Origin of the sequence: Halalkalibacterium halodurans, from assembly GCF_005671335.1 — a bacterium.
Lineage (GTDB): Bacteria > Bacillota > Bacilli > Bacillales > Bacillaceae_D > Halalkalibacterium > Halalkalibacterium halodurans.
This window is the reverse complement of record NZ_CP040441.1, coordinates 792022-813397: the sequence shown is the minus strand read 5'-3', so window position 1 is coordinate 813397 and position 21376 is coordinate 792022. Positions and strand designations below refer to the sequence as shown.

Sequence of the window (21376 nt, the reverse complement as noted above, 5' to 3'; positions counted from 1 at the left end):
CTGTTGTTTAACTAACGACAAGGGGGAAAATGGATGAGTGTTAAATTAGATAGACGGAAAAAGTATACACGGATGGTCTTAAAAGAGAGCCTGATGAAGCTAATGCAAGAAAAACCGTTATCGAATATAACGATCAAAGAAATATGTGGTCTCGCCGATATTAATCGGTCCACCTTTTATTCCCACTACACAGATTTATACGATCTTCTTTATCAAATTGAAGATGAGATTATCAAGGACTTAAGTGAAACTTTATCCTCCTACAACTACACAAAAGACGAAGAAGCCTTGCAAATGACGGAGAATTTATTAGTGTATATTGCAAACAATCGAGAAAGCTGTCAAACCTTATTTAGTGAATATGGTGATCCCTCATTTCAAAAGAAAGTGATGATGTTGGCGCACGACCATGTCATCAAAACACCTTTAGTTGGAAAACATACAAAACCGGACATCTCAGAGTATGTAAGCTTGTATATCGTCAACGGAAGCATTCATATCGTGCAAAGTTGGCTAAAAAATGGGCTAAAACAATCACCGAAAGAAATGGCCGAGTTAATCATTAAACTTGGCAATAGAGGACTTTCCTCGTTTCAATAAACAGCAGTGGTGCAAAAAAGAGAGAGGGAATGGTATTATCCCCTCTCTTTTGTCATTGTATTTTTCTTTTTGAAAAGAAGACCTTCAACTTTAGTGTATGATCAAGTATCTCCTATTCTGGATTTTCCTTGTCACCACACTCGGATAATGGCTTCCCTTTCCACTCTATTTCAAACCAATTGATCTTCTTTTCCTCAGCTCAGGATCATAAATGTATTGTACATCCCAATTGTCGTTTTCCCCCTTAAAACTAGTTGTTTCCGTCACAACGGTCTGTGCTGTAGTACAAGCCATTAATAAAAAAATGAAGATCATTCCAAACCATGCATTCAGCTTCAATGTTTCACACCCTTAGCGATATAGTAACTAACAATTATTTCATCTATAGGTAATTTTGACAATATTATAGATGAACGTCCACATGATTGACTTTTTTTATTCATTTTTCAATATATATTTGAATGAAGTATATATTTTTGTTAAAGTTATTTTATGGATAACACTAGTTTAATTAAAGGACATTTAGAAATGTGCGTTTTGTCGATTTTGTCAAAGAAAAAAAGTTACGGTTATGAAATCATGAAGGAACTAGAAAGACATAACTTACGTTTGAAAGGAGTAGGAAGCATTTATCCGATTTTAACGAAGCTCAAAGATCAAGGATGTGTCGATACGTACCGTGAAATAACAGAGAGCGGGAAGGTCCGCGTTTATTATGAAATCAATGAAACAGGTAAGGTGTTTTTACGGAAAAGAATAAATGAGTGGCTAACGCTGCAAGAAGACATTCAATCCTTATTGCAACAAGGTTTAGGAGGGGAACTTTTACGATGAATGAATCATTAACCTTAGCGGAAAAACAATTTTTACAGCAAGTTCTCAATGAATTAAAACACGAGCAAATCAACTCTGAAGATCGTGACACGATTAAACAGCAGCTTTTAGAGCATTTTCAGGAAGCTCATGACCACGGTGAAGACAGTCTAGAGACAATAGGTGATCCTGCGACGTTCGTCAAAGATTTTTTCGACGTTCACGGAATTTTTCCCCATCCGGCCATTAAAAAGAACCCTAACAGCTGGTCTATATTCATCATCGCCACGCTTACGTTTATCACTACCTTTCTCACTTCACAGTTCATATTGTCTCTAGTTTTAACAGATTCCTTTCAACCGCAACATCCGAATCCATTTTTCCAATACAATATTTTGTATAACATCTCGGAGCATCCTTGGTGGAATTACATGCTACTGGCAATCAGCCTTTCCATAGCCTTTGTCGTTAGCTTTCTCGTGTTTGCCTTTGTCCGAAAAAGGAATGTAGCATGAAAAGATTATTGACCTGCTGTATCATCTTATTCTTGTTGTTTTGTTTATTTCTACCTAGTCGCGAGAGCTTAGCAAAGCCGGACATAGAAAGTACGTTGGATAACTATGTAGAAACATTTCTAGAGACGCATCGTATCCCAGGTGCTGCGATTGCGATCGTGCAGGATCGTGAAACGATTTATGCAAAAAGCTGGGGTGTAACTGGAGGATCAGAGGAAGCAGTCACTCTGGAAACACCTTTTTTGATAGGATCGGTCACTAAGTCGTTAACTGCCTTGGCGATCGTGAAATTGCTAGAAGAAAACAAGATCATGCTGGACGACCCGGTGCAAGCGCATCTCCCATGGTTCACGCTTCAGGATCAAGGAGCCGCTGCACAAATAACGATCAGACATCTCCTCGCTCATACGAGTGGACTTAGTACATACACGGGATTGGCTATCGCAGATCAAGGATCTGCAGATGAAAACGCGATCGTAAGTCATGTGCGAAATCTAGCAACTGAGGAGCTCACAGCTGCTCCTGGAGAGCAACATCAATATAGCAATGCAAACTACTTAATTCTTGGTGCTCTCGTAGAAGAGGTGTCCGGTCAGCCATTTTCTGAATATATGAAGCAGTATATTTTTTCACCTTTAGGGATGGAGCATGCAGCAGCGGATCATGGAACGGCAGCAAGAAACGGGTATCTTGGTAGCTATCAATCTTGGTTCGGCTTCCCAACAAAAAGTCGCGTTTCCTATGATAACGGAGGTACTCCCTATGGCTACATCGCGGCCAGTGCTGAGGACATAGCTTCGTATATTAAGTTCCTTCAAGGGAATGAGCCAAACGATTTTCTAACAGAAGAAAGCCTATCCATCTATTTATCTCCTCTTGTTCAACAGAGGGAGAATCGCTATTACGGCTTTGGTTTGCGACTGACCACTTTTGATTCTGGAGAGACGATGATTTGGCATTCAGGGGCAACTCCTGATTCACGGGCTGAATTGTTCATCTTGCCAGAACACAAATGGGGTGGCGTGATTCTTACGAATAAAAATCATCGTTTAGAGGAAGAAGCCGTAACTCATTTACGCGAGGGCATTATTCAGATTTTGCATGGTGAGCAACCACTCCATGTTCCTAAAAAGCTTCCAACGATTCAATGGATCATGTCAGGATTGTTGTCCATGCTTCTCATACGGTTCATCTCTTTACTGAAGACGATGAAAAGTAACAGCACTCGTAAAAACATCCGTTGGCGGATATGGGGGCTAACGTCTATTCTTTCCGCTATCCTGCTTATTCCACTCCTTACCTATAGTGTCCATGCTCCTTGGCACACGATTACTGTATTTACTCCTGATATTGCATGGCTTACGATTTTCACGGTGATTTTATTGTCGCTAAATGGCCTTACCTCCATTTATGTTTCATTGCGTAAAGGTTGAGTAAGTAATCTCTTACTTAGCCTTTTACTTTTGAACTAAACATTCCTACATAACCTTAAAGTCCTGTGACGGAGTTTTGACTTATTTTCAGTAGATAAATCACTAAACCTTCGCACTTGCATCACTGTTGTAAGATTTAAGGGTAAGCCAATAAAAAGGAGGTTTTTTGTTTGAAACATGACATCAACATTCGCGGAGCACGGGAGCACAACTTGAAAAACATCTCCCTTAAGATCCCAAAAAATAAACTAGTGCTGCTTACAGGGCCGTCCGGTTCAGGGAAGTCCACGCTTGCCCTCGACACGCTGCAACGAGAATGTCAGCGACAATACATGGAGTCGATGGGGATGACGACCGATGCGGTGAGTAAGCCAAAAGTCGATTCAATCGTCGGCTTGTCACCATCGATTAGCATCGGCCAACATATTACGAACCGAAATCCCCGTTCCACCGTTGGAACTACAACCGATATGTACACGTACTTGCGGGTGCTCTACGAAAAGTTAGGCGAGCAGCCATGCCCCCATTGCGATAAGATGGTTCCTCCTCGAGTCGATAAAGAACAGTATGAGGAAGATGGAGGGTTTAAGCAATTGATCGATTGCCCCCCATTGTCATCAGCGCTTTGAAAAATTAACTCGAAGCCATTTTTCCTTTAACAAGCCAGAAGGAGCCTGCCCAACATGCGATGGTCTCGGAAATGTCTCAGAGCTTGACCTTACAGCAGTTTTTCAAGAGGAACAAAGCTTGAAGGAAGACGGTGTAGCCATTTGGAAAGGCCAATACCGAGACTATCAGTTGGCGATTTTGCAAGCGGCAGCGGAGTACTATGACATTTCCCTCGACCTCGACAGTCCATTGAAAAGCTTTAACAACATCCAAAAGGATCTGCTTTACTATGGGGTTGAAAGCGAACCGTTTAGCGCCCATTTTCCAAACAAAAAACCACCAAAAACGGTCGGACAAGGCAAATTTGAAGGGGTCGTTACAGGCATTTGGCGAAGGTATAAAGAAAAAGTAGGGCAATCAGGTGAAGCTAACCTTTTCTTCACTAAGCAATGCCCTGACTGTCATGGTGAGCGTTTAAATAAGAGAAGTCGCGGCGTATTAGTGGCGAATACCTCCATTTCGCGTGTCACCAAGTGGTCCCTGAATGAAATCCTCACTTGGCTAGACAATCTTCAGCAACGTTATTCAGATGAAAGCTTTCAAGTGATAGAGCCTCTTTTACACGATTTAAAAACAAAGTTGACTCGGATTGTTCGTGTCGGCTTAGGTTACTTGTCGCTCGATCGGCAAACGATCACCCTTTCTGGCGGCGAGGCCCAGCGCTTACGGTTGGCGACGATATTAGGATCGGGCTTAACAGGCGTCCTCTATATTTTAGACGAGCCGACGGCAGGCCTTCATCCTAAAGATACTCACGGACTACTTCAAGTGATGAAAGACCTTAGAGATTTAGGAAATACCGTTCTCGTCATTGAACACGATGAAGATATGATGAGAGGGGCCGATCACATCATCGACATTGGCCCAGGAGCGGGAAAATACGGTGGTACCGTCGTCGGCCAAGGGACCGTTCCCCAATTAATGGAACAGGAGCAGTCGATTACAGGGACCTTTCTAAAAAAGCCGCCAACTACTTTTCATAAAAAACGAACCGGAAACGGGAACCATTTAACCGTTCATCACGTAACTAAACATAATTTGAAAAACATCACGGTCTCCTTTCCCCTTGGAACGCTCATCTCCGTCACAGGTGTTTCGGGCTCAGGGAAATCAACGCTCGTGTTTGATGTGCTCGCCGCCGGATTCAACGGAGCCTCTCAAGGCTGTGTAAAAATCACTGGCTTTGAGGCAATCAAAACGTTGATCACGGTCGATCAAACACCACTCACACGAATGCAGCGCTCCAACATTGCGACCTCCACAGATGCGTTTACTCACATTCGACACTTGTTTTCTAATCTTCCTGAAGCGAAACAAAAAAAATTAAAGGCGAAAGATTTTTCCTTTAACATGCAAGGTGGACGATGCGAGTATTGCCAAGGGCTCGGTTTTGTCATGACGAACATGCATTTCTTACCTGACCTTGAGGTGACGTGTCCCGTTTGTAAGGGGAGGCGCTTTAAAGACTTCATTCTCGACATTACCTATAACGGACAAACAATCTCCTCTATCCTTGATTTAACCATCGAAGAAAGCCGTCCCTTATTTAAACATGTGAAAAAGATTAGCTCGATCATCGAGCTGCTTTGTGAAGTTGGACTCGGTTATTTAAGCTGGGGGCAACCAGTCACAACCTTATCCGGCGGTGAAGGACAACGGCTCAAATTAGCAAAAGAACTATACAAGCAAACATCGAACCATACATTATATCTTCTCGATGAGCCAACAACCGGGCTGCATCCAACTGATGTGCAAAATCTCTTGCTTCTGCTAAACCGACTTGTAGATGCAGGAAATACCGTGATCACAGTCAAGCATACATTGGAAGTGATTCGTGCATCCGACTGGGTGATTGACATTGGCCCCGGAGGCGGAGAAGATGGGGGCCAAGTAGTCGCCCAAGGAACACCAGAGCAAATTGTCGCTGTGAAAGAATCACATACCGGGGCTTTTTTAAATCGTTAAATACCAGCATGTAAGGTTCTCCCTAGGATTTTTTCTAGGGAAAATCTATTCCTTTTTAAAAATAAGGTTGCCCTTTACGTAAGGGAAGGATTTATGATTCATTTAGGAGATGATGTCCCATATTAGATTCATCATGTTAGGAGGTCTGCCAATAGAAAGTGCATTATTTTGTACCTATTCTTGATAATTGATTATGATCAGTACCGTGATAACTCATCGTTAAAGGAGTTAATAATATGGAAAAACAACAACAAACCAGTTTGAAGCCATTTTTCTCGCTCATTCTATCAACAAGCATTCCGAAACTTGCCTTAACGTTCGGGCTTATAGGTAGTTTGATTACAACACTCGTAGGACTCACAATTCCGCTACTTACACGGGAAATGGTCGATGGCTTTTCGCTAGAATCACTCAATACGTTCCTCATTGCCGCGATCATCGTCGTGTTTATTTTACAAGCGGTGCTTGACGGGTTATCCATGTACGCACTTGCCTATGTTGGGCAAAAAATTGTTGCCCGTCTTAGAGAACGGATGTGGTTCAAACTGCTTCGCTTGCCTGTCAACTATTTTGATAAAAACACGAGTGGGCAAACGGTTAGCCGGGTCGTGAATGATACTGGGATTGTAAAAGACTTAATCTCTCAACATTTTCCTCAATTTGTCGGCGGTATCATTACAATTATCGGGGCCGTGATCATCTTATTTATTATGGATTGGAAAATGACCTTGTTAATGTTTATTGCTGTCCCAATCACGGTCGCCGTGATGGTTCCCCTCGGGATGCGAATGTCAAAAATTTCTCGTGGTTTGCAGGATGAAACGGCGAACTTTACGGGAAATGTGCAGCAAACGCTTAGTGAAATCCGTTTAATGAAAGCATCCAATGCCGAACAAACAGAAGAAAAGAAAGGGTTAACTGGGATCGAGAAGCTGTTTTCCTTCGGGTTAAAGGAAGGGAAAATTTTTGCTTTGATTGCCCCACTTATGTATCTCGTCGTTATGGTCGTGATCGTCATTATTATCGGGTATGGTGGTATTCGGGTAGCAGAAGGAACCATGACGACAGGATCGCTTGTTGCTTTCTTGCTTTATTTGTTCCAAATCATTTTCCCGATTACGTCGTTTACGATGTTTTTTACCCAATTGCAAAAGGCAAAAGGAGCAACTGAGCGAATTATCGAGATTTTAGACATCGAGGAGGAGAATGGGCAACAAGGGATCGAGATGGACATTTCAAACAAGGCCATTCACGTAAAAAACGTTTCCTTTTCCTACAATGAAGAGGAGCCCGTCATCCAGAATGTTTCCTTTGATGTAGAACCAGGAACAATGGTAGCTTTTGCCGGTCCGAGTGGCGGCGGGAAAACGACGATGTTCGGCTTGCTGGAACGCTTTTACGAGCCAACCTCTGGGGAAATTCTCATAGGGGATACCTCCATACAAGAGCTTTCCATGTACTCTTGGCGCAAACAAATCGGCTACGTGTCTCAGGACAGTCCGATGATGGTCGGAACGATCCGAGAAAACTTGTGCTATGGATTAGAGGATCGTGACGATATCGACGACGATCGGCTTTGGGAAGTCGCGAAAATGGCCTACGCGGATCAATTCATAAGCGAGTTTCCGAAAGGACTTGATACGGAAGTCGGTGAACGTGGTGTCAAGCTCTCCGGAGGGCAGCGTCAACGAATCGCGATTGCTCGAGCGTTTTTGCGAGATCCAAAAATATTAATGATGGATGAAGCGACTGCAAGCTTGGATAGTCAATCGGAAGGCATCGTGCAACAAGCATTGACCCGCCTTATGGAGGGACGGACAACGTTTGTGATCGCCCACCGGCTATCGACAATCGTCAATGCCGATAAAATCATCTTTATTGAAAAAGGCCAAATCACCGGAATCGGCACCCATCAAGAGCTCGTCCAAACCCATGATCTCTATCGCGAGTTTGCCGAGCAGCAATTAACGTAATAAAAGAAAGGTCCACTTCCATTCGTTGGTCGTGGGCCTTTCGCTTTTATCTTTCATATCTATTCATGAATCGTAGCCGTTCGCTGCTAATTGTTTTGATTACATGCGATCGATTAATCTGTTCATCGTTGAAAGAATGAAACGAATTGGTACAACAGACTAGCGACTTTCTGTTTCATTTTCCAAATCACAAAGGCCCGAACGCGGAGCAAGTTGTACCTTCTCACCCAGTCCGTATTCCTCGCTTTTAGTTTATACGTTCTTGACGGTTCAGATCACCCTCGGTCTGGTACGGGTTGATATGGACAAACACTCTTTTAATATGGTTATGGTTGGCTAGCAATGCTTTTTTGACTCGTTTGGAGATTCGATGCCCTTCCTCCACACTAAGGTTTGGATCCACTCCTACCTTGATATCAACCACAATGTAATGACCATGCGTTCTTGCCAACAATTCATCGATTCTTTTCACGCCTTCGATCTTAGATACCGTTCGGATAAATGGTTTCGTTTTTTCCGGATCAAGCACTTGCTCCATCATAATTGAGCTTGATTCCTTCGCTAGGGAAAAGCCGATCTTGATAACGATTAATGAAACGATTAGCCCCGCCACAGGATCTAAGTAAACAAGGATCGGATAGTTGAAATGTTGACCTACCATGGCACCAAACACCCCGATAAAGGCTGCAATCGAGGAAAGGGCATCTGACCGGTGGTGCCACGCTTCTGCTAACAACGCAGAGCTGTTTATTTTTTTGGCCAGACGATATTTATATTGAAATAAAACCTCCTTGATGAGAATCGAAGCAATGATGGCCACTAGTGCTATTCCTTTAGGAGCCGATGGCATTTCCCCTACAAATACTTTAGTAGAGGATATCGCGATCTCAACACCGACGACAATTAACAGGATGGCCACAATGATCGTTGCCACATTCTCCGCTTTTCCATGACCATATGGGTGATCGGCATCCGGTGGTTTTTTAGCGGTTCGCAATCCTGCGAGAACAGCGATCGACCCCGCTACATCAGAGGCTGAATGGGCTGCATCTGCGATTAACGCTCGACTCCCAGAAAGCCACCCAATAACCCCTTTCATAAGAGCCAATAAGCCATTAACAATGATTCCGACCCACGTTGCAAATTCTGCTTCCTTAAAACGACTCTCCATCCATGACACCACCATAAAATGACGTTACGTGAACTTCCATTCTCGTTTGCGTTTCTATCCTATCAGACGGGGATCGAGTGGGTCTAGAGCAACGTTTTTACTTGAAATCAAGTAATTTCACGCAAGCAAATTTACATTCATCCATTCTATTTTCTTGCATGAAGGCAAGCTTTTAGCCTGATGGAAAAATAGGAGCTTAAGAATAGCGATGGACCGAAGCAACAAGGGAAGCTAAAGAACCAATGAATACTCGATGAAGCCGTTCTAGGGACTCGCCGCTTACGCTAACCATCTTCCTGTAAAAAGACATTCCTTCCTTTTTCTAAATGAGGGTCATGGTTTTATGCTTTGTACTTGAACGATAGTCGCCTGGAGAGATCCCGTAATGTTTTTTGAAGACACGATGGAAATAGGAATACGAACCGAAACCGCAATCTTCGGCAATATGTTCGAGTGTATAGGTCGTATGTTTTAAAAAGTCGATCGCTACAGCCAATTTAATTTCATGGGCGTACTCGATCATTGTTTTTCCTACACTACTTTTAAAAAGATGTGCCGAACGGGAGACACTTAATCCTGCATGCTTCGCCACATCTTCCACTTTTATTCCCGTGATCGCATTTTCCTCAATATATCTCATCATTCTCGTAACAGTATATGGCCTGCTTGACATTGACTTTGTTTCCATCGCTGCTCTTTCCAAAGAGAGGCATAGGGTTTGCACTAGGTAATGAAGAATTTCGTCATTTTTTTCAGAAACAGAACGTCGATCTTCTAAAATCATGCATCTCCATATTGCCATGATGTTCTCATCAAGATCGATTGTACTAACGGAAGGCTTCTCTGATCGTCTCCACCATGCATCGATCCAATCACCTTCACAGAGCAAATGATAATCCCCACTATTGTCGCCGTCTTCTACGATTAATTCGAACATATCTTCAGGATTTGTTAACAAAAGATCTCCTTTTTCTAATTGGAACTCCCTTTCATTCAATTTGACCTTACATGTTCCTTCGGTTTGCAGGCGAAGAAGATAACCTGGTACTCCCGTTTTAAATTCCATATAGAACTTCTGGGCATGTAAGGAGTACCCACAAAATTTAATATTCACAGAGAACCAGCCCCTTCCAGAAATAGAAAATAGCAAAATTGTTCATGTTTTGATTGTATCATCTATGTAAAATCTGAACGATGGCTATTATGATGTAATCAAATAGGTAATATTAAGTTGAACTCGTAGCTCTGCTCGTAAACGATTATGGAAAGGAGACTCCTCCATGGGATCGATTAAGGTTGGAATGATCGGCTACAAATTTATGGGAAAAGCGCATAGTCATGCATATCGTGACCTCCCGATGTTTTTCCCAGACCATCTTCGTCCTGAAATGAAGGTCATTTGTGGACGGAATCCAGAAGGGGTTGCACAGGCTGCGTCTCAATATGGCTGGGAGGAATACACGACTAACTGGAAGGACCTTATTCGCCGAGATGACATTGATTTAATCGACATTAACGCCCCGAGTGATGTCCACAAAGAAATTACCCTTGCCGCCGCACAAGCAGGAAAACACATTTTTTGCGAAAAACCGTTAGCGCTTACATTACAAGATTCACGCCACATGTTAGAAGCAGTTGAAGCTGCTGGAGTGAAGCATATGATCGGCTTCAATTATCGATTTACTCCCGCCGTCCTGTTAGCAAAGAAATTAATTGCCGAAGGAAGATTAGGCGATATTTATCATTTCCGCGCATGGTTTTTACAAGATTGGATTGTCGCTCCCGATTTCCCTCTCGTATGGCGACTACAAAAAGACATTGCTGGCTCCGGTGCCCATGGAGATTTAGGCGCCCACCTTATCGATATGGCCCACTTTCTGATTGGGGACATAACCGAAGTAATTGGAATGAATGAAACCTTTATTAAAGAACGCCCGCTTCCTACGGAAATGACCGGATTGTCAGGAAGGGGAAGTAACGACTATACAGCACCAAAAGGACCAGTGACAGTTGATGACGCCACCTTGTTTATGGCACGATTTGCCAACGGTGCTTTAGGAAGCTTTGAGGCGACTCGCTTCGCTACCGGACATCGAAGCACGAACTCGTTTGAAATAAACGGTAGTAAAGGTAGTGTTATTTTTGACTTTGAACGGTTAAATGAGCTGCAGGTTTACTTTACCGATGATCAAGATGACGTCCAAGGCTTCCGCAGAGTATTGGCAACAGATGGGGCACATGCGTACTCTGATCGATGGTGGCCAGCTGGACACACGATCGGGTATGAGCATACCTTTATCCATGAAATCGCCGAGCTAATGGAATCCTTACAAGAAGGTCGGCAACCTGTCCCCAACTTCAAAGACGGCGTTAAATGTCAACAAGTTTTAGAGGCCGTCGATTTGTCCATTGCAAAACGTGAATGGATCCAAGTTTCTGATCTTTAACTTATAGATGTGGAGGTTTTTGATGATGCCGAAAAAAGCACTCATCGTTTGGGGTGGCTGGGATGGCCATGAACCTGAGCAAGTGGCGCATATTTTTAAACAGACCCTCGAGGAAGAACAGTTTCAAGTAGAAGTCTCGAACACTCTCGAATCCTATGCAGATGCGGAAAAACTTAAATCCCTAGATTTAATTATCCCCCATTGGACGATGGGGACCATTCCTAAAGAGTACGTCCACCATATTTCCGAGGCGATTCAAAGTGGCGTCGGAGTCGCCGGATGTCACGGCGGCATGTGTGACGCTTTTCGCAACAACGTGGATTGGCAATTTATCACAGGTGGCAACTGGGTTGCCCATCCAGGTAATGACGGGGTTGACTATACCGTTCAGATCAAACATTCTTCCAGTTCACTTCTTGAAGGGATTGAAGACTTTAACGTTTGCAGCGAACAATATTATTTACATGTAGACCCCGCAGTCGAAGTACTAGCCACCACCCGCTTTCCTATTATTGAAGGCCCCCATTCCACTAACAAGGCAGTGGATATGCCTGTTGTCTGGACGAAGCGCTGGGGGTTGGGACGGGTATTTTATTGTTCATTAGGTCATCAAGCAAATATTGTCGCCATGCCTGAAGTCACAACGATCATGCGGCGCGGTTTCTTATGGGCTGCGGAAGGAAAGGAACGATATTCTCGTTTGTATACGGAGAAGAAAGAAACCTATACTGGCATGGGCGATAGTCAATAACACTAGCTACCTACGGAGGAGACAGGATGAGAATCATTAAGGCAGGTCTCATTGGTTGCGGAAATATTAGTTCGATTTACTTTGAAAACGTTCATCGGTTCAAACATCTGACCATAGTCGCATGTGCCGACTTACATCTTGAACGAGCACGAGCTCAAGCAGAAAAGTATCGCATTCCGAAAGCTTGCACGGTTGCAGAATTATTGGAAGATCCCGAAATTGAGCTAGTGATCAACTTAACCATCCCTCAGGTACATGCAAAGGTTTGTATCCAAGCGTTAGAGGCGGGAAAACACGTGTACACAGAAAAGCCTTTAACGATCACCCTAGAAGAGGGACAGAAACTATTGAAGAAAGCGAAAGAAACAGGACTACTCGTAGGGTGCGCACCAGATACCTTTTTAGGAGCAGGGATTCAGACATCGATTCAAGTGATTGAAAGAGGAGAAATCGGGACACCAGTTGGAGCCTCCGCCTTCATGATCAGCCGTGGCCATGAGCACTGGCACCCTGATCCTGCCTTCTATTACGACGTTGGGGGCGGACCAATGTATGATATGGGCCCGTATTATTTAACAGCCCTCACCGCTTTGCTAGGTCCTATGGTGCGAGTATCGGGCTCTGCTCGAATAACTTATCCAGAGCGAACCATTTTAAGCGAGCCAAAGAAAGGCACAAAAATCAAAGTGTCAACCCCGACTCATATTTCAGGTGTGATTGACTTTGCCAATGGAGCGATTGCTAGCATTACGACAAGCTTTGATGCCTTCGGTGGCTCTGTCCTTCCACCAATTGAGGTTTATGGCAGTGAAGGTACCTTGCTCGTTCCAGATCCAAATACGTTTAATGGGCCGGTTCAATTGAGAAAACGTGATGAAAGGGAGTTTGTAGAGGTCCCTTTAACCTACCACTATACTGAAAACAGTCGCGGGATCGGTGTCGCCGATATGGCTATGTCTCTTCTTACCGGGAGTGACTATCGGGCAAGTGGCACGATGGGATTCCACGTGCTAGAAGCCATGCACGGGTTTCACATGTCTTCTACGTCAGGGCACCATTATCAAATGAAAAGCACATGTCGTAAGCCAGAGCCATTGCCAGTTGACTTTCGCTTTCCCTATGCAGAGACAACTTAATATCTAAATCAACCTTCCTCTGCTAAATCAAGAGGGAGGTTGATTATCTGCAAACATGTCTGTTTTATAAAATCGCTGCCATGGCGATAAAATAGGATCAAGAAACCCTTGAGGGGGAAAGCCGTTGTCTTAATGACAGACTCCCCCCTTTCCCCAAGCTCCTCATTACACCCCTGAATAAGCAGAGAAACCGCCGTCCACCGGTACGATAACTCCATTGACAAAGCTAGTCGAGGAATCCACGAGCCATAACAGTGTACTAATCAGTTCTTCTGGCTTTCCGAATCGTTCAGCAGGCGTCTGACTCAAAATTTTATTCGCTCGATCCGTGTAAGTGCCATCGTCCTTTACTAATAACGAATAGTTTTGCTCGGTTAAAAAAAATCCTGGCGCGATCGCATTGACACGGATTCCAACTTTCGAAAAGTGAACCGCTAACCATTGGGTAAAGTTACTGACAGCGGCCTTGGCTCCACTGTAGGCAGGAATTCGTGTCAGAGGGGTAAAGGCGTTCATTGAAGATATGTTGACAATGCTCGCCCCTTCCTTGCCGAGCATATCTTGACTAAACACTTGGCAAGGGATCAATGTCCCTAAAAAGTTCAACTCAAACACATGGCGAATCCCATCGGCATCTAGGTCAAAGAACGTACGGACGTCTTGATCAATCCCATGTAAGTCAGCCTCTCGCAAATAATCGAGCTGCGTCGTTCCTTTCGGATGATTTCCTCCAGCGCCATTAATCAAAAGATCGCACGTACCTAATTCCGTTCGAACCTGCTCCCGTGCTCGTTCCATGTCTGTCTTGGCCAGAACATCAGCACTAATAGCGATGGCTTTCCCGCCATTGACTGTTATCTCGTTCACTATAGCTTTTAGCTTGTCGTCCGTTCTTCCGATAACGGCCACCTTCGCCCCACATTTGGCCAGCGCTAAACAAAATTCTCGTCCAAGCACACCACTTCCACCTGTCACAACAGCGACCTTATTTGTTAAATCAACTTGAAATGATAACTCCATTCCGATCCCCCTCGGCTTGCCCATCGTTAGAAGCTTTTCTTTATGACGAAACGGCTTCCCAAATTCCATTTAAATACGTCGCCCCTAATGCTCGATCATAAAGACCGTAGCCCGGCCTCCCCTTTTCTCCCCAAATCATCCGACCGTGATCTGGGCGAAGTGGGCCGGTAAAGCCGATATCATGATACGCTTTTAACATAGCCACCATATTGACGGAGCCCGCTTCCGATAGGTGGGCTGACTCTTGGAAGGAGCGAGGACCTGTTCTTTTGATGTTGCGGGCATGGGCAAAATGAATTCTTCCTTGCCCGCCGAAATGACGGATCATTTCTGGAAGGTCGTTTGCTTCATTGGCACCTAGCGACCCTGAGCACATAGTGATTCCATGGTTCGGACTATCGTAAAGGGATAACAATCGCTCGAGGTTTGCCTTGTTCGTTACGATGCGCGGCAAACCAAAAATCGACCATGGCGGGTCATCTGGATGGATCGCCATCTTGATCCCAACTTCATCGGCCACTGGCATAATCGCTTGAACAAAGTAGGTAAGATGATCCCACAAATCCTCTTCTGATATTTTCTTGTACGCTTGCAGGACCCCTTTTAAGCTTTCATTTTCATAGCTTGTGTCCCATCCAGGCAGCTCCAATTCTCCTGAAAGCGGGTTTGTTCGGCTAATCACGTCCTCTTCATAGATCAAAGCTTCTGAGCCATCTTCCAGCTTGAAGTCGAGCTGAGAGCGGGTCCAATCAAACACGGGCATGAAATTGTAGCAAACAGTTTCAATCCCGCATTCTGCTAAATGACGAAGAGTTTGCTTGTAATTTTCGATATACCGGTCCCTTGTCGGTTTTCCTAGCTTAATATCCTCATGTACAGGAACACTTTCAATCACATCCAACGTTAATCCGTGCCGCTCAATGTCGTTTTTTAACGCGAGGATTTTTTCTTTTGGCCACACTTCTCCTACGGCCACATCATAGATCGCTGAGACAATTCCTTTCATGCCTGGAATTTGCTTAATATACTCAAGCTTGACCTTGTCTGACGGCCCAAACCATCTCATCGTAAGTCTCATAGTCGAACAGTCTCCTTCATGTCGAAATAGTCAACTACGTTGTTGTAACATATGTCTTGGACGATCTGCCCCCACCGCTCCATGTCAGGTGGAAGCTGCCCTTCCTTGATCCAAGAGCCGATCAACTGACAGAGGATTCTTCTAAAATAGTCATGTCTTGGGTACGATAAAAAGCTCCTTGAATCAGTTAACATGCCAATAAAATTACTTAGCAGTCCGACACTCGCTAAATCGGTTAGTTGTCGTCTCATTCCATCGATATGGTCGTTAAACCACCATGCCGAACCAAACTGAACCTTCCCTCTGACGCCACTTTCCGTAAAGTTCCCAATCATAGAAGCAAGAATATAGTTTGCATTTGGGTTCACACAATACAAAATCGTTTTCGGTAGCGCACCTTGCTTATCTAATAAATCGAGTAATTTCGCTGTTGCGTGTGCGATTTGTCCATCGCCAATCGAATCGAAGCCCGTATCAGGACCTAACTTATGAAGCATGCGGCTGTTATTATTTCTCATCACGCCAATATGCCACTGCATCACCCAGCCACGTGCTGCGTATTCCTTCCCTAGCCATGTCATGAGAAATGTTTTATATTTTTCGTTTTCAACCTTTGTAAGGTCCTCGTTGGCTAACCTTTTACGAAAAATATGGTGGGCCTCCTGTTCGCTTACCTCCACAAACGGGACTTCCGTCATGTCATGGTCTGAGGAACGGCAGCCGTGTTTATCGAAATAAGTGAGCCGTTCCTTTAATGCGTGCAAAAAGGCATCCAATGTATCGATAGATTTCCCCGTCACATCGCTTAATTTAGCTACCCAGTCTGCAAACGAGCCTTGTTCGATTTTAAGCGCGCCATCTGGGCGGAAGGTTGGTATAACCTTAACGTGAAACGTATCGTCCGCCTGCAGCTTTTGGTGATAGAGCAACGAATCGGTAGGGTCATCGGTTGTACCGATCGCCCGTACGTTGGAGCGTTCGATGAGTGCCCGCGGCGTAAACGCTTCTTGTTGCAACAAGCGGTTGCACGCATCCCACACGTTTTCTCCATTTGTCTCATCAAGAGGCTGATGGAAGTGAAAGTACGTTTTTAGTTCCATATGAGTCCAATGGTATAATGGATTACCGATCGTTTTCGGGACAGTCTTTGCCCAAGCGAGAAACTTTTCTTTGTCCGGAGCATCGCCTGTAATGAATTCTTCTCTCACTCCGTTAAGTCGCATCGCTCGCCACTTATAATGATCGCCCCCAAGCCACGCTTTCGTCATATTTTCAAACGGTCTGTTTTCCCAAATTTCTTGCGGGCTGAGGTGGCAATGATAGTCGCAGATCGGCATATTTTTTGCAAATGTGTAATATAGCTCTCGATCGTATTCGTTCATTAACAGGAAGTCTTCTGAAAGAAAATTCGTCATTGGCGCCTCCTTCGTCATCTTATCGTTAAATGGAAACTTCTATTTTCTGTCTGGCGTTTGTACATACCTCAGATCCATTCACATAAATCGTTCGTTGCTCCCCTTTCGGAAAATAGACTCTTACCTTTTCGTAAGGTAAGGGGAACGTTCCTTCCTTCTCGATGTGCACACGAACCTCTTCCTTCGTACAATCCATTTTGACCGTTACGAAAGTGTATACGCCGTCCTTGTAATCATTCGTTTCACCATCATCTTCATATAAACGAAACACCTCGTTTCCTTCGGTCAAATGAGGGTAGCATAGGAATCCTCTTGCTTCCTCATTCTTTGTTTCAAACGTCACCTCATGATCATTGATCGGAATCATCGCTCCTGCCTCTACTAATAACGGTGTTTGATTGAATGGGGCAGGCAAGGTGATCGTTTGTCCGGCTTCATACGTCCTTTCAGAATAGAAGTCATACCACCCTTTGCCGTTCTCGGGCAAATAGACATCCCTTTGATGAACGCCTTTTTCTACTACAGATGCGACTAGCAAATGATCGCCAACCATAAAATCATCATTTTCCGTAAACGTACGTTCATCTTTCGGGAACTGATAAAACGTCGGCCTTATGATAGGTTTATAGGCTTGGTACGATTCATACATTAATTGATAAAGGTATGGTATGAGTGTCACCCTAAATCTCATCAAGTCACTAATCGGCTTGATGATTTCTGGATACATCCATGGCACATTCACACTCTTATCTTCGTTCCATGAGTGAATCGTGAACCGCGGATGAAAGATTCCGTTTTGAATCCAACGTATGAATAATTCCGGATCTGGCTTCTCACCGGCAAACCCGCCAACATCATGACCAACATGATAAATTCCTGACAAACTCAAGCCTAAGCCTGTTTTAATGTTGTACTTTAAGGAATCCCAACTCGTCCGGTTATCACCCGTCCATGTTTGGCAGTAGCGCTGCATACCTGGACAGCCAGAGCGGGAAATGAGATAAGGACGTTTCTTCGTATCAAACTCCCGTTGCGCTTCAAAAGAGGCTTTCATCATGAGTAACGGTTGAATCGGTCGGATCTTGCCAATGTCGATTGGTTTGCCAAACCCATGGGCCTTCGCATCTGGCTTCCAAATTTCAAACTCATTGTTATCGTTCCACGTCGAGTCAATGCCAAATTCTAATAGCTGCTCTGTGATATTCCGTTTCCACCAGTCGATCGTCTCAGGATTAGTGAAGTCTAAGTACGCCCCGACATCATCCCAAAATTGAACAACTTCCTCCTCCTGCCCATCCTCATCGTTAATGAACATCCCCTTTTCTTTTAACTGTTCATAGAGTGGATGATCCTGTAAAAGGCATGGTTTAATGTTGGCACAAAGCCTTACCCCTTGCTCATGGAAATCAGCGATAAACTGCTTCGGATCAGGAAATTTGCTGCGATTCCAATTAAACACGTAGCGCTTTTCGCCAATGGACGTATAGCCTGATGATAATTGGAACGAATCACATGGGATGTCATACGTTTTACAGTCGTCGAGAAATTGATACAGCTGTTCTTGGGCATTTTCTGCGTCTGTGTAGGTCATCGTCGAACCAGAATAGCCGAGGCTCCATTTAGGCAACATCGTCGTTTTTCCCGTAAGCCATGAAAATGTCTCGACCACTTCAGCAGCATCGGCGCCAACGATCATATAGTAGTCTAGATCTCCCTCTTCCGCATGGTAGAATCGATAAAAGCCATGGTAATTATCAAGCTCATTTCCCATGTCAAATGTAGATGTAGCCGTATTATCGTAAAATAGTCCGTACCAGCTTTTTTCCTTCGTACGCGTTAAATAAAAAGGAATATGCTTATACAGTGGATCAGTATGAATTGGATCGTACCCCATCGGATCGAGATTCATCATCCGATACCGTCTCCCGTGCCGATTCAAACTCCCTGTTTTTTCACCTAGCCCATAATAACGATCCTCTTGATCCCGCTTCATATAATGAAAGATTCCACGACCGAGGGAGCCGTCAAAGTTATACGCCTGCGTGTTCCGATCAGCTGCAACCTCAGTCCAAACGCCATCCTTATTTTCAAACCACGTCACCTTAAAGCCTTCGAGTTGAATATAAGCTTTTAATCGCTCTGTATGAATAGAGACCGTACCCTCATTCTCAGAACGTTCATAGCTGAAACCTGGGAGGGAAAAAGGAGTTAAATCAAGACGATCCCTCCCCTCATACGGAATATCCTCCATTCCCGGTGCAACTAACCATGTCGCCTGCACTGTTAACGTATGATGTTTTCGAAATAACACACGAAAGAGGTGCTCCTCTAGCACAAAGACGCTAACATTAAGCGTTCCCGTTTCGTTCGTAAAGTGGATACCTTCTTCCCCGATCGTTTGTATGGAAAACGTTCTCTTGCCCTTCTGCATTTCCTCTCCTCCTAACAGACTAAAGCAACCCTAACAGCTCTGGTAAAAATAAACTAATTGCTGGAACATAGACGACGATAAACAAGGCAACCACGAGGGCAACAAAGAATAACAGTAGCGGTTTAATCACTTCTTCAATCGATACATTTCCGACACTACACCCGACGAATAAGCAGCTTCCTACCGGCGGGGTCATAATGCCGATCGCTAAGTTAAACACAAGCATAATGCCAAAATGTACGGGATCGATGCCCATCTGTAACGCAATCGGTAAAAAAATCGGTGTGAAAATCAAGACTGCCGGTGTCAAATCCATAAACGTCCCGATCACCAATAACGTAAGCATCATGATCATCAATACGACAACTGTATGATCGGAAATGCTTAAAATCGCTTGACTGATTGCCGCAGGAAGTCCGGTGACCGCCATCGCCCACGACATGATGGAGGAGGCCCCCACAAGAAACAGCACGATCCCAGTCATGACGATTGTCTCTTTTAAAATTTTCGGAAAATGGGCCCACGTTAGCGAGCGGTATATGAGTGAAAGGGCGAGTGAGTATAAAACAGCTACTGCTGCCCCTTCAGTCGCTGTGAACACGCCCCCGACAATCCCGCCGATAACGACGACGACTAACAACAAGCTAGGAATCGCTTGCCAAATAATTTTGATTGCTTCTTTTCCGCTCACTTTTTCCGACACTGTGTAATCGTTTTTCTTCGCCATAAAGAACGCGACGACCATGACCGCAAGCCCCATTAATATGCCCGGTAAATATCCAGCCATAAACAGAGCAGAAATCGACGTCCCTCCGCTCACAAGCGAATAAATGATCAGAACACCACTAGGAGGGATGAGCAAACCGACAGGTGCCGAAGCAATATTGACCGCGGCAGAGTATGCTTTGTTGTATCCTTCTTTCGCTTGCAAAGGAGCCATAACGCTCCCAATCGCCGCAGCCGAGGCAACAGCAGATCCTGAGATCGAACCGAACAACATATTTCCGACTACATTCGTATGTGCTAACGAACCAGGCAGCCTACCCGCGATTAACTTTGCTAAATTAATAAGCCTTAACGCGATCCCTCCATTGTTCATAATGCTGCCTGACAAAATAAAGAAAATGACCGCTAGTAATGCGAAACTATTAATGCCACCTACCATCCGTTGAGCAGCAGTAAACACGATCGTCTCCAGTGGCATCACGAGGATGACGGCTCCAAGGGAAGCTAATCCGATGCTGATGGAGATCGGGACACCGATGGCAAGTAGGAGGAAAAAGACTCCGAACAGTAAGAAAGCGGCTTGTGTGGCTAGCTCCATGTTGACCCCTCCTACTCTTTCCTTGTGTGCGGAGATACAGATGAAGTTACTGCTTGCTGAGCTAGCTCCGTCTGCTCCCGCCTCTCAAACATATTAATGATTTGATAGAACACAATAAACGTACCTGAAATCGGTAAAATCGCGTAAATGTATCCCATCGGAATTCTTAAAATCGGTGATAATTGATTTAAAGTTGAAGTGGAGAGACTGTAGCCACCTTTGATTAAGATGAGGCCCGCAAAGAAAATAATCGTAAAATCAATAAAGAGTTGAAGATACTTTCTCTGCTCGTCACGGAGCTTATTTTTCAAATAGATAATCGCTAAGTGCTCATTTGATCCAAAGGCATATGTCGTGCCGAGCATCGCCACCCAAATTAGAAGAAAGCGTAAAAGCTCTTCTGTAAACGTGCTTGGGTCATTTAACACATATCGGCTGAACACTTGCCATAAAGCGCCCAGCACTAAAACAATTGTCAGAATCGAAGCGACTATCATGATCACGCGGTTCATGACCGTCTTGATTTTTTTTAATACGGTAAGCATCTTGATCCTCCGCTCTTTATCGGAATGTTATACAGCGTGAACCTAGTAAAATGTCATTCGTTGCCCCACTTAAAGGGTTTAACATCCGTT

Annotated in this window: 16 protein-coding genes and 1 pseudogene; 9 read left to right on the top strand and 8 right to left on the bottom strand. The window is 44.3% G+C overall.

Annotation, left to right across the window (positions count from 1 at the left end; all coding sequences use genetic code 11):
• Positions 1-33: 33 nt before the first annotated feature.
• The 6 genes and pseudogenes from FED51_RS03975 (at position 34) to FED51_RS03950 (ending at position 7968) form a co-directional block, all read left to right on the top strand.
• A complete protein-coding gene (locus tag FED51_RS03975) occupies positions 34-600 on the top strand; it encodes a TetR/AcrR family transcriptional regulator (protein ID WP_053432472.1) in 567 nt (188 codons plus the stop codon).
• Between the two features lie 492 nt (positions 601-1092).
• Positions 1093-1434, top strand: coding sequence for a PadR family transcriptional regulator (locus FED51_RS03970; RefSeq protein WP_053432471.1), 342 nt, complete (start codon positions 1093-1095; stop codon positions 1432-1434).
• Positions 1431-1928 (top strand): hypothetical protein, encoded by a 498-nt coding sequence (locus tag FED51_RS03965; protein ID WP_053432470.1) that lies wholly within the window; start codon positions 1431-1433, stop codon positions 1926-1928. Before FED51_RS03970 ends, FED51_RS03965 begins: the two co-directional genes overlap by 4 nt.
• Positions 1925-3361, top strand: a complete 1437-nt coding sequence (locus FED51_RS03960) for a serine hydrolase domain-containing protein (RefSeq protein ID WP_053432469.1) — start codon at positions 1925-1927, stop codon at positions 3359-3361. Before FED51_RS03965 ends, FED51_RS03960 begins: the two co-directional genes overlap by 4 nt.
• Before the next feature lie 170 nt (positions 3362-3531).
• Positions 3532-5995, top strand: a pseudogene (gene uvrA / locus FED51_RS03955) (excinuclease ABC subunit UvrA).
• A gap of 236 nt (positions 5996-6231) precedes the next feature.
• Positions 6232-7968, top strand: a complete 1737-nt coding sequence (locus FED51_RS03950; protein ID WP_053432468.1) for an ABC transporter ATP-binding protein — start codon at positions 6232-6234, stop codon at positions 7966-7968.
• A 247-nt stretch (positions 7969-8215) separates the two neighbouring features.
• Here the strand turns inward: FED51_RS03950 and FED51_RS03945 are convergent, their stop codons facing one another.
• Together FED51_RS03945 and FED51_RS03940 are read right to left on the bottom strand one after the other, a co-directional pair.
• A complete protein-coding gene (locus FED51_RS03945) occupies positions 8216-9139 on the bottom strand; it encodes a cation diffusion facilitator family transporter (protein ID WP_053432467.1) in 924 nt (307 codons plus the stop codon).
• 322 nt (positions 9140-9461) lie between these two features.
• Positions 9462-10253: an AraC family transcriptional regulator gene (locus FED51_RS03940; RefSeq protein ID WP_010896884.1), complete on the bottom strand. Its 792-nt coding sequence runs from the start codon at positions 10251-10253 to the stop codon at positions 9462-9464.
• Between the two features lie 166 nt (positions 10254-10419).
• Here FED51_RS03940 and FED51_RS03935 point away from each other — a divergent pair, with 166 nt between their 5' ends.
• The 3 genes from FED51_RS03935 to FED51_RS03925 are packed head-to-tail and all read left to right on the top strand — an operon-like array spanning position 10420 to position 13473.
• Complete coding sequence (locus FED51_RS03935; protein ID WP_053432466.1) at positions 10420-11586, top strand: Gfo/Idh/MocA family protein; 1167 nt, start codon at positions 10420-10422, stop codon at positions 11584-11586.
• 25 nt (positions 11587-11611) lie between these two features.
• Complete coding sequence (locus tag FED51_RS03930) at positions 11612-12337, top strand: ThuA domain-containing protein (RefSeq protein WP_053432612.1); 726 nt, start codon at positions 11612-11614, stop codon at positions 12335-12337.
• Between the two features lie 26 nt (positions 12338-12363).
• Entirely contained in the window at positions 12364-13473 is a 1110-nt protein-coding gene (locus tag FED51_RS03925) for a Gfo/Idh/MocA family protein (protein WP_053432465.1), read from the top strand.
• A 165-nt stretch (positions 13474-13638) separates the two neighbouring features.
• Here the strand turns inward: FED51_RS03925 and FED51_RS03920 are convergent, their stop codons facing one another.
• The 6 genes from FED51_RS03920 to FED51_RS03895 are packed head-to-tail and all read right to left on the bottom strand — an operon-like array spanning position 13639 to position 21286.
• Entirely contained in the window at positions 13639-14493 is an 855-nt protein-coding gene (locus FED51_RS03920; RefSeq protein WP_053432611.1) for an SDR family oxidoreductase, read from the bottom strand.
• 40 nt (positions 14494-14533) lie between these two features.
• Positions 14534-15571 carry a mannonate dehydratase gene (gene uxuA / locus FED51_RS03915; protein ID WP_053432464.1) on the bottom strand — a complete coding sequence of 346 codons (1038 nt, stop codon included), beginning with the start codon at positions 15569-15571 and terminating at the stop codon, positions 14534-14536.
• Entirely contained in the window at positions 15568-16986 is a 1419-nt protein-coding gene (gene uxaC / locus FED51_RS03910; protein WP_053432463.1) for a glucuronate isomerase, read from the bottom strand. Before uxaC ends, uxuA begins: the two co-directional genes overlap by 4 nt.
• A 25-nt stretch (positions 16987-17011) precedes the next feature.
• A complete protein-coding gene (locus FED51_RS03905) occupies positions 17012-19417 on the bottom strand; it encodes a glycoside hydrolase family 31 protein (RefSeq protein ID WP_053432462.1) in 2406 nt (801 codons plus the stop codon).
• A 19-nt stretch (positions 19418-19436) separates the two neighbouring features.
• A complete protein-coding gene (locus FED51_RS03900) occupies positions 19437-20741 on the bottom strand; it encodes a TRAP transporter large permease (protein ID WP_053432461.1) in 1305 nt (434 codons plus the stop codon).
• 11 nt (positions 20742-20752) lie between these two features.
• Positions 20753-21286: a TRAP transporter small permease gene (locus tag FED51_RS03895; protein ID WP_053432460.1), complete on the bottom strand. Its 534-nt coding sequence runs from the start codon at positions 21284-21286 to the stop codon at positions 20753-20755.
• Between the last annotated feature and the right edge of the window lie 90 nt (positions 21287-21376).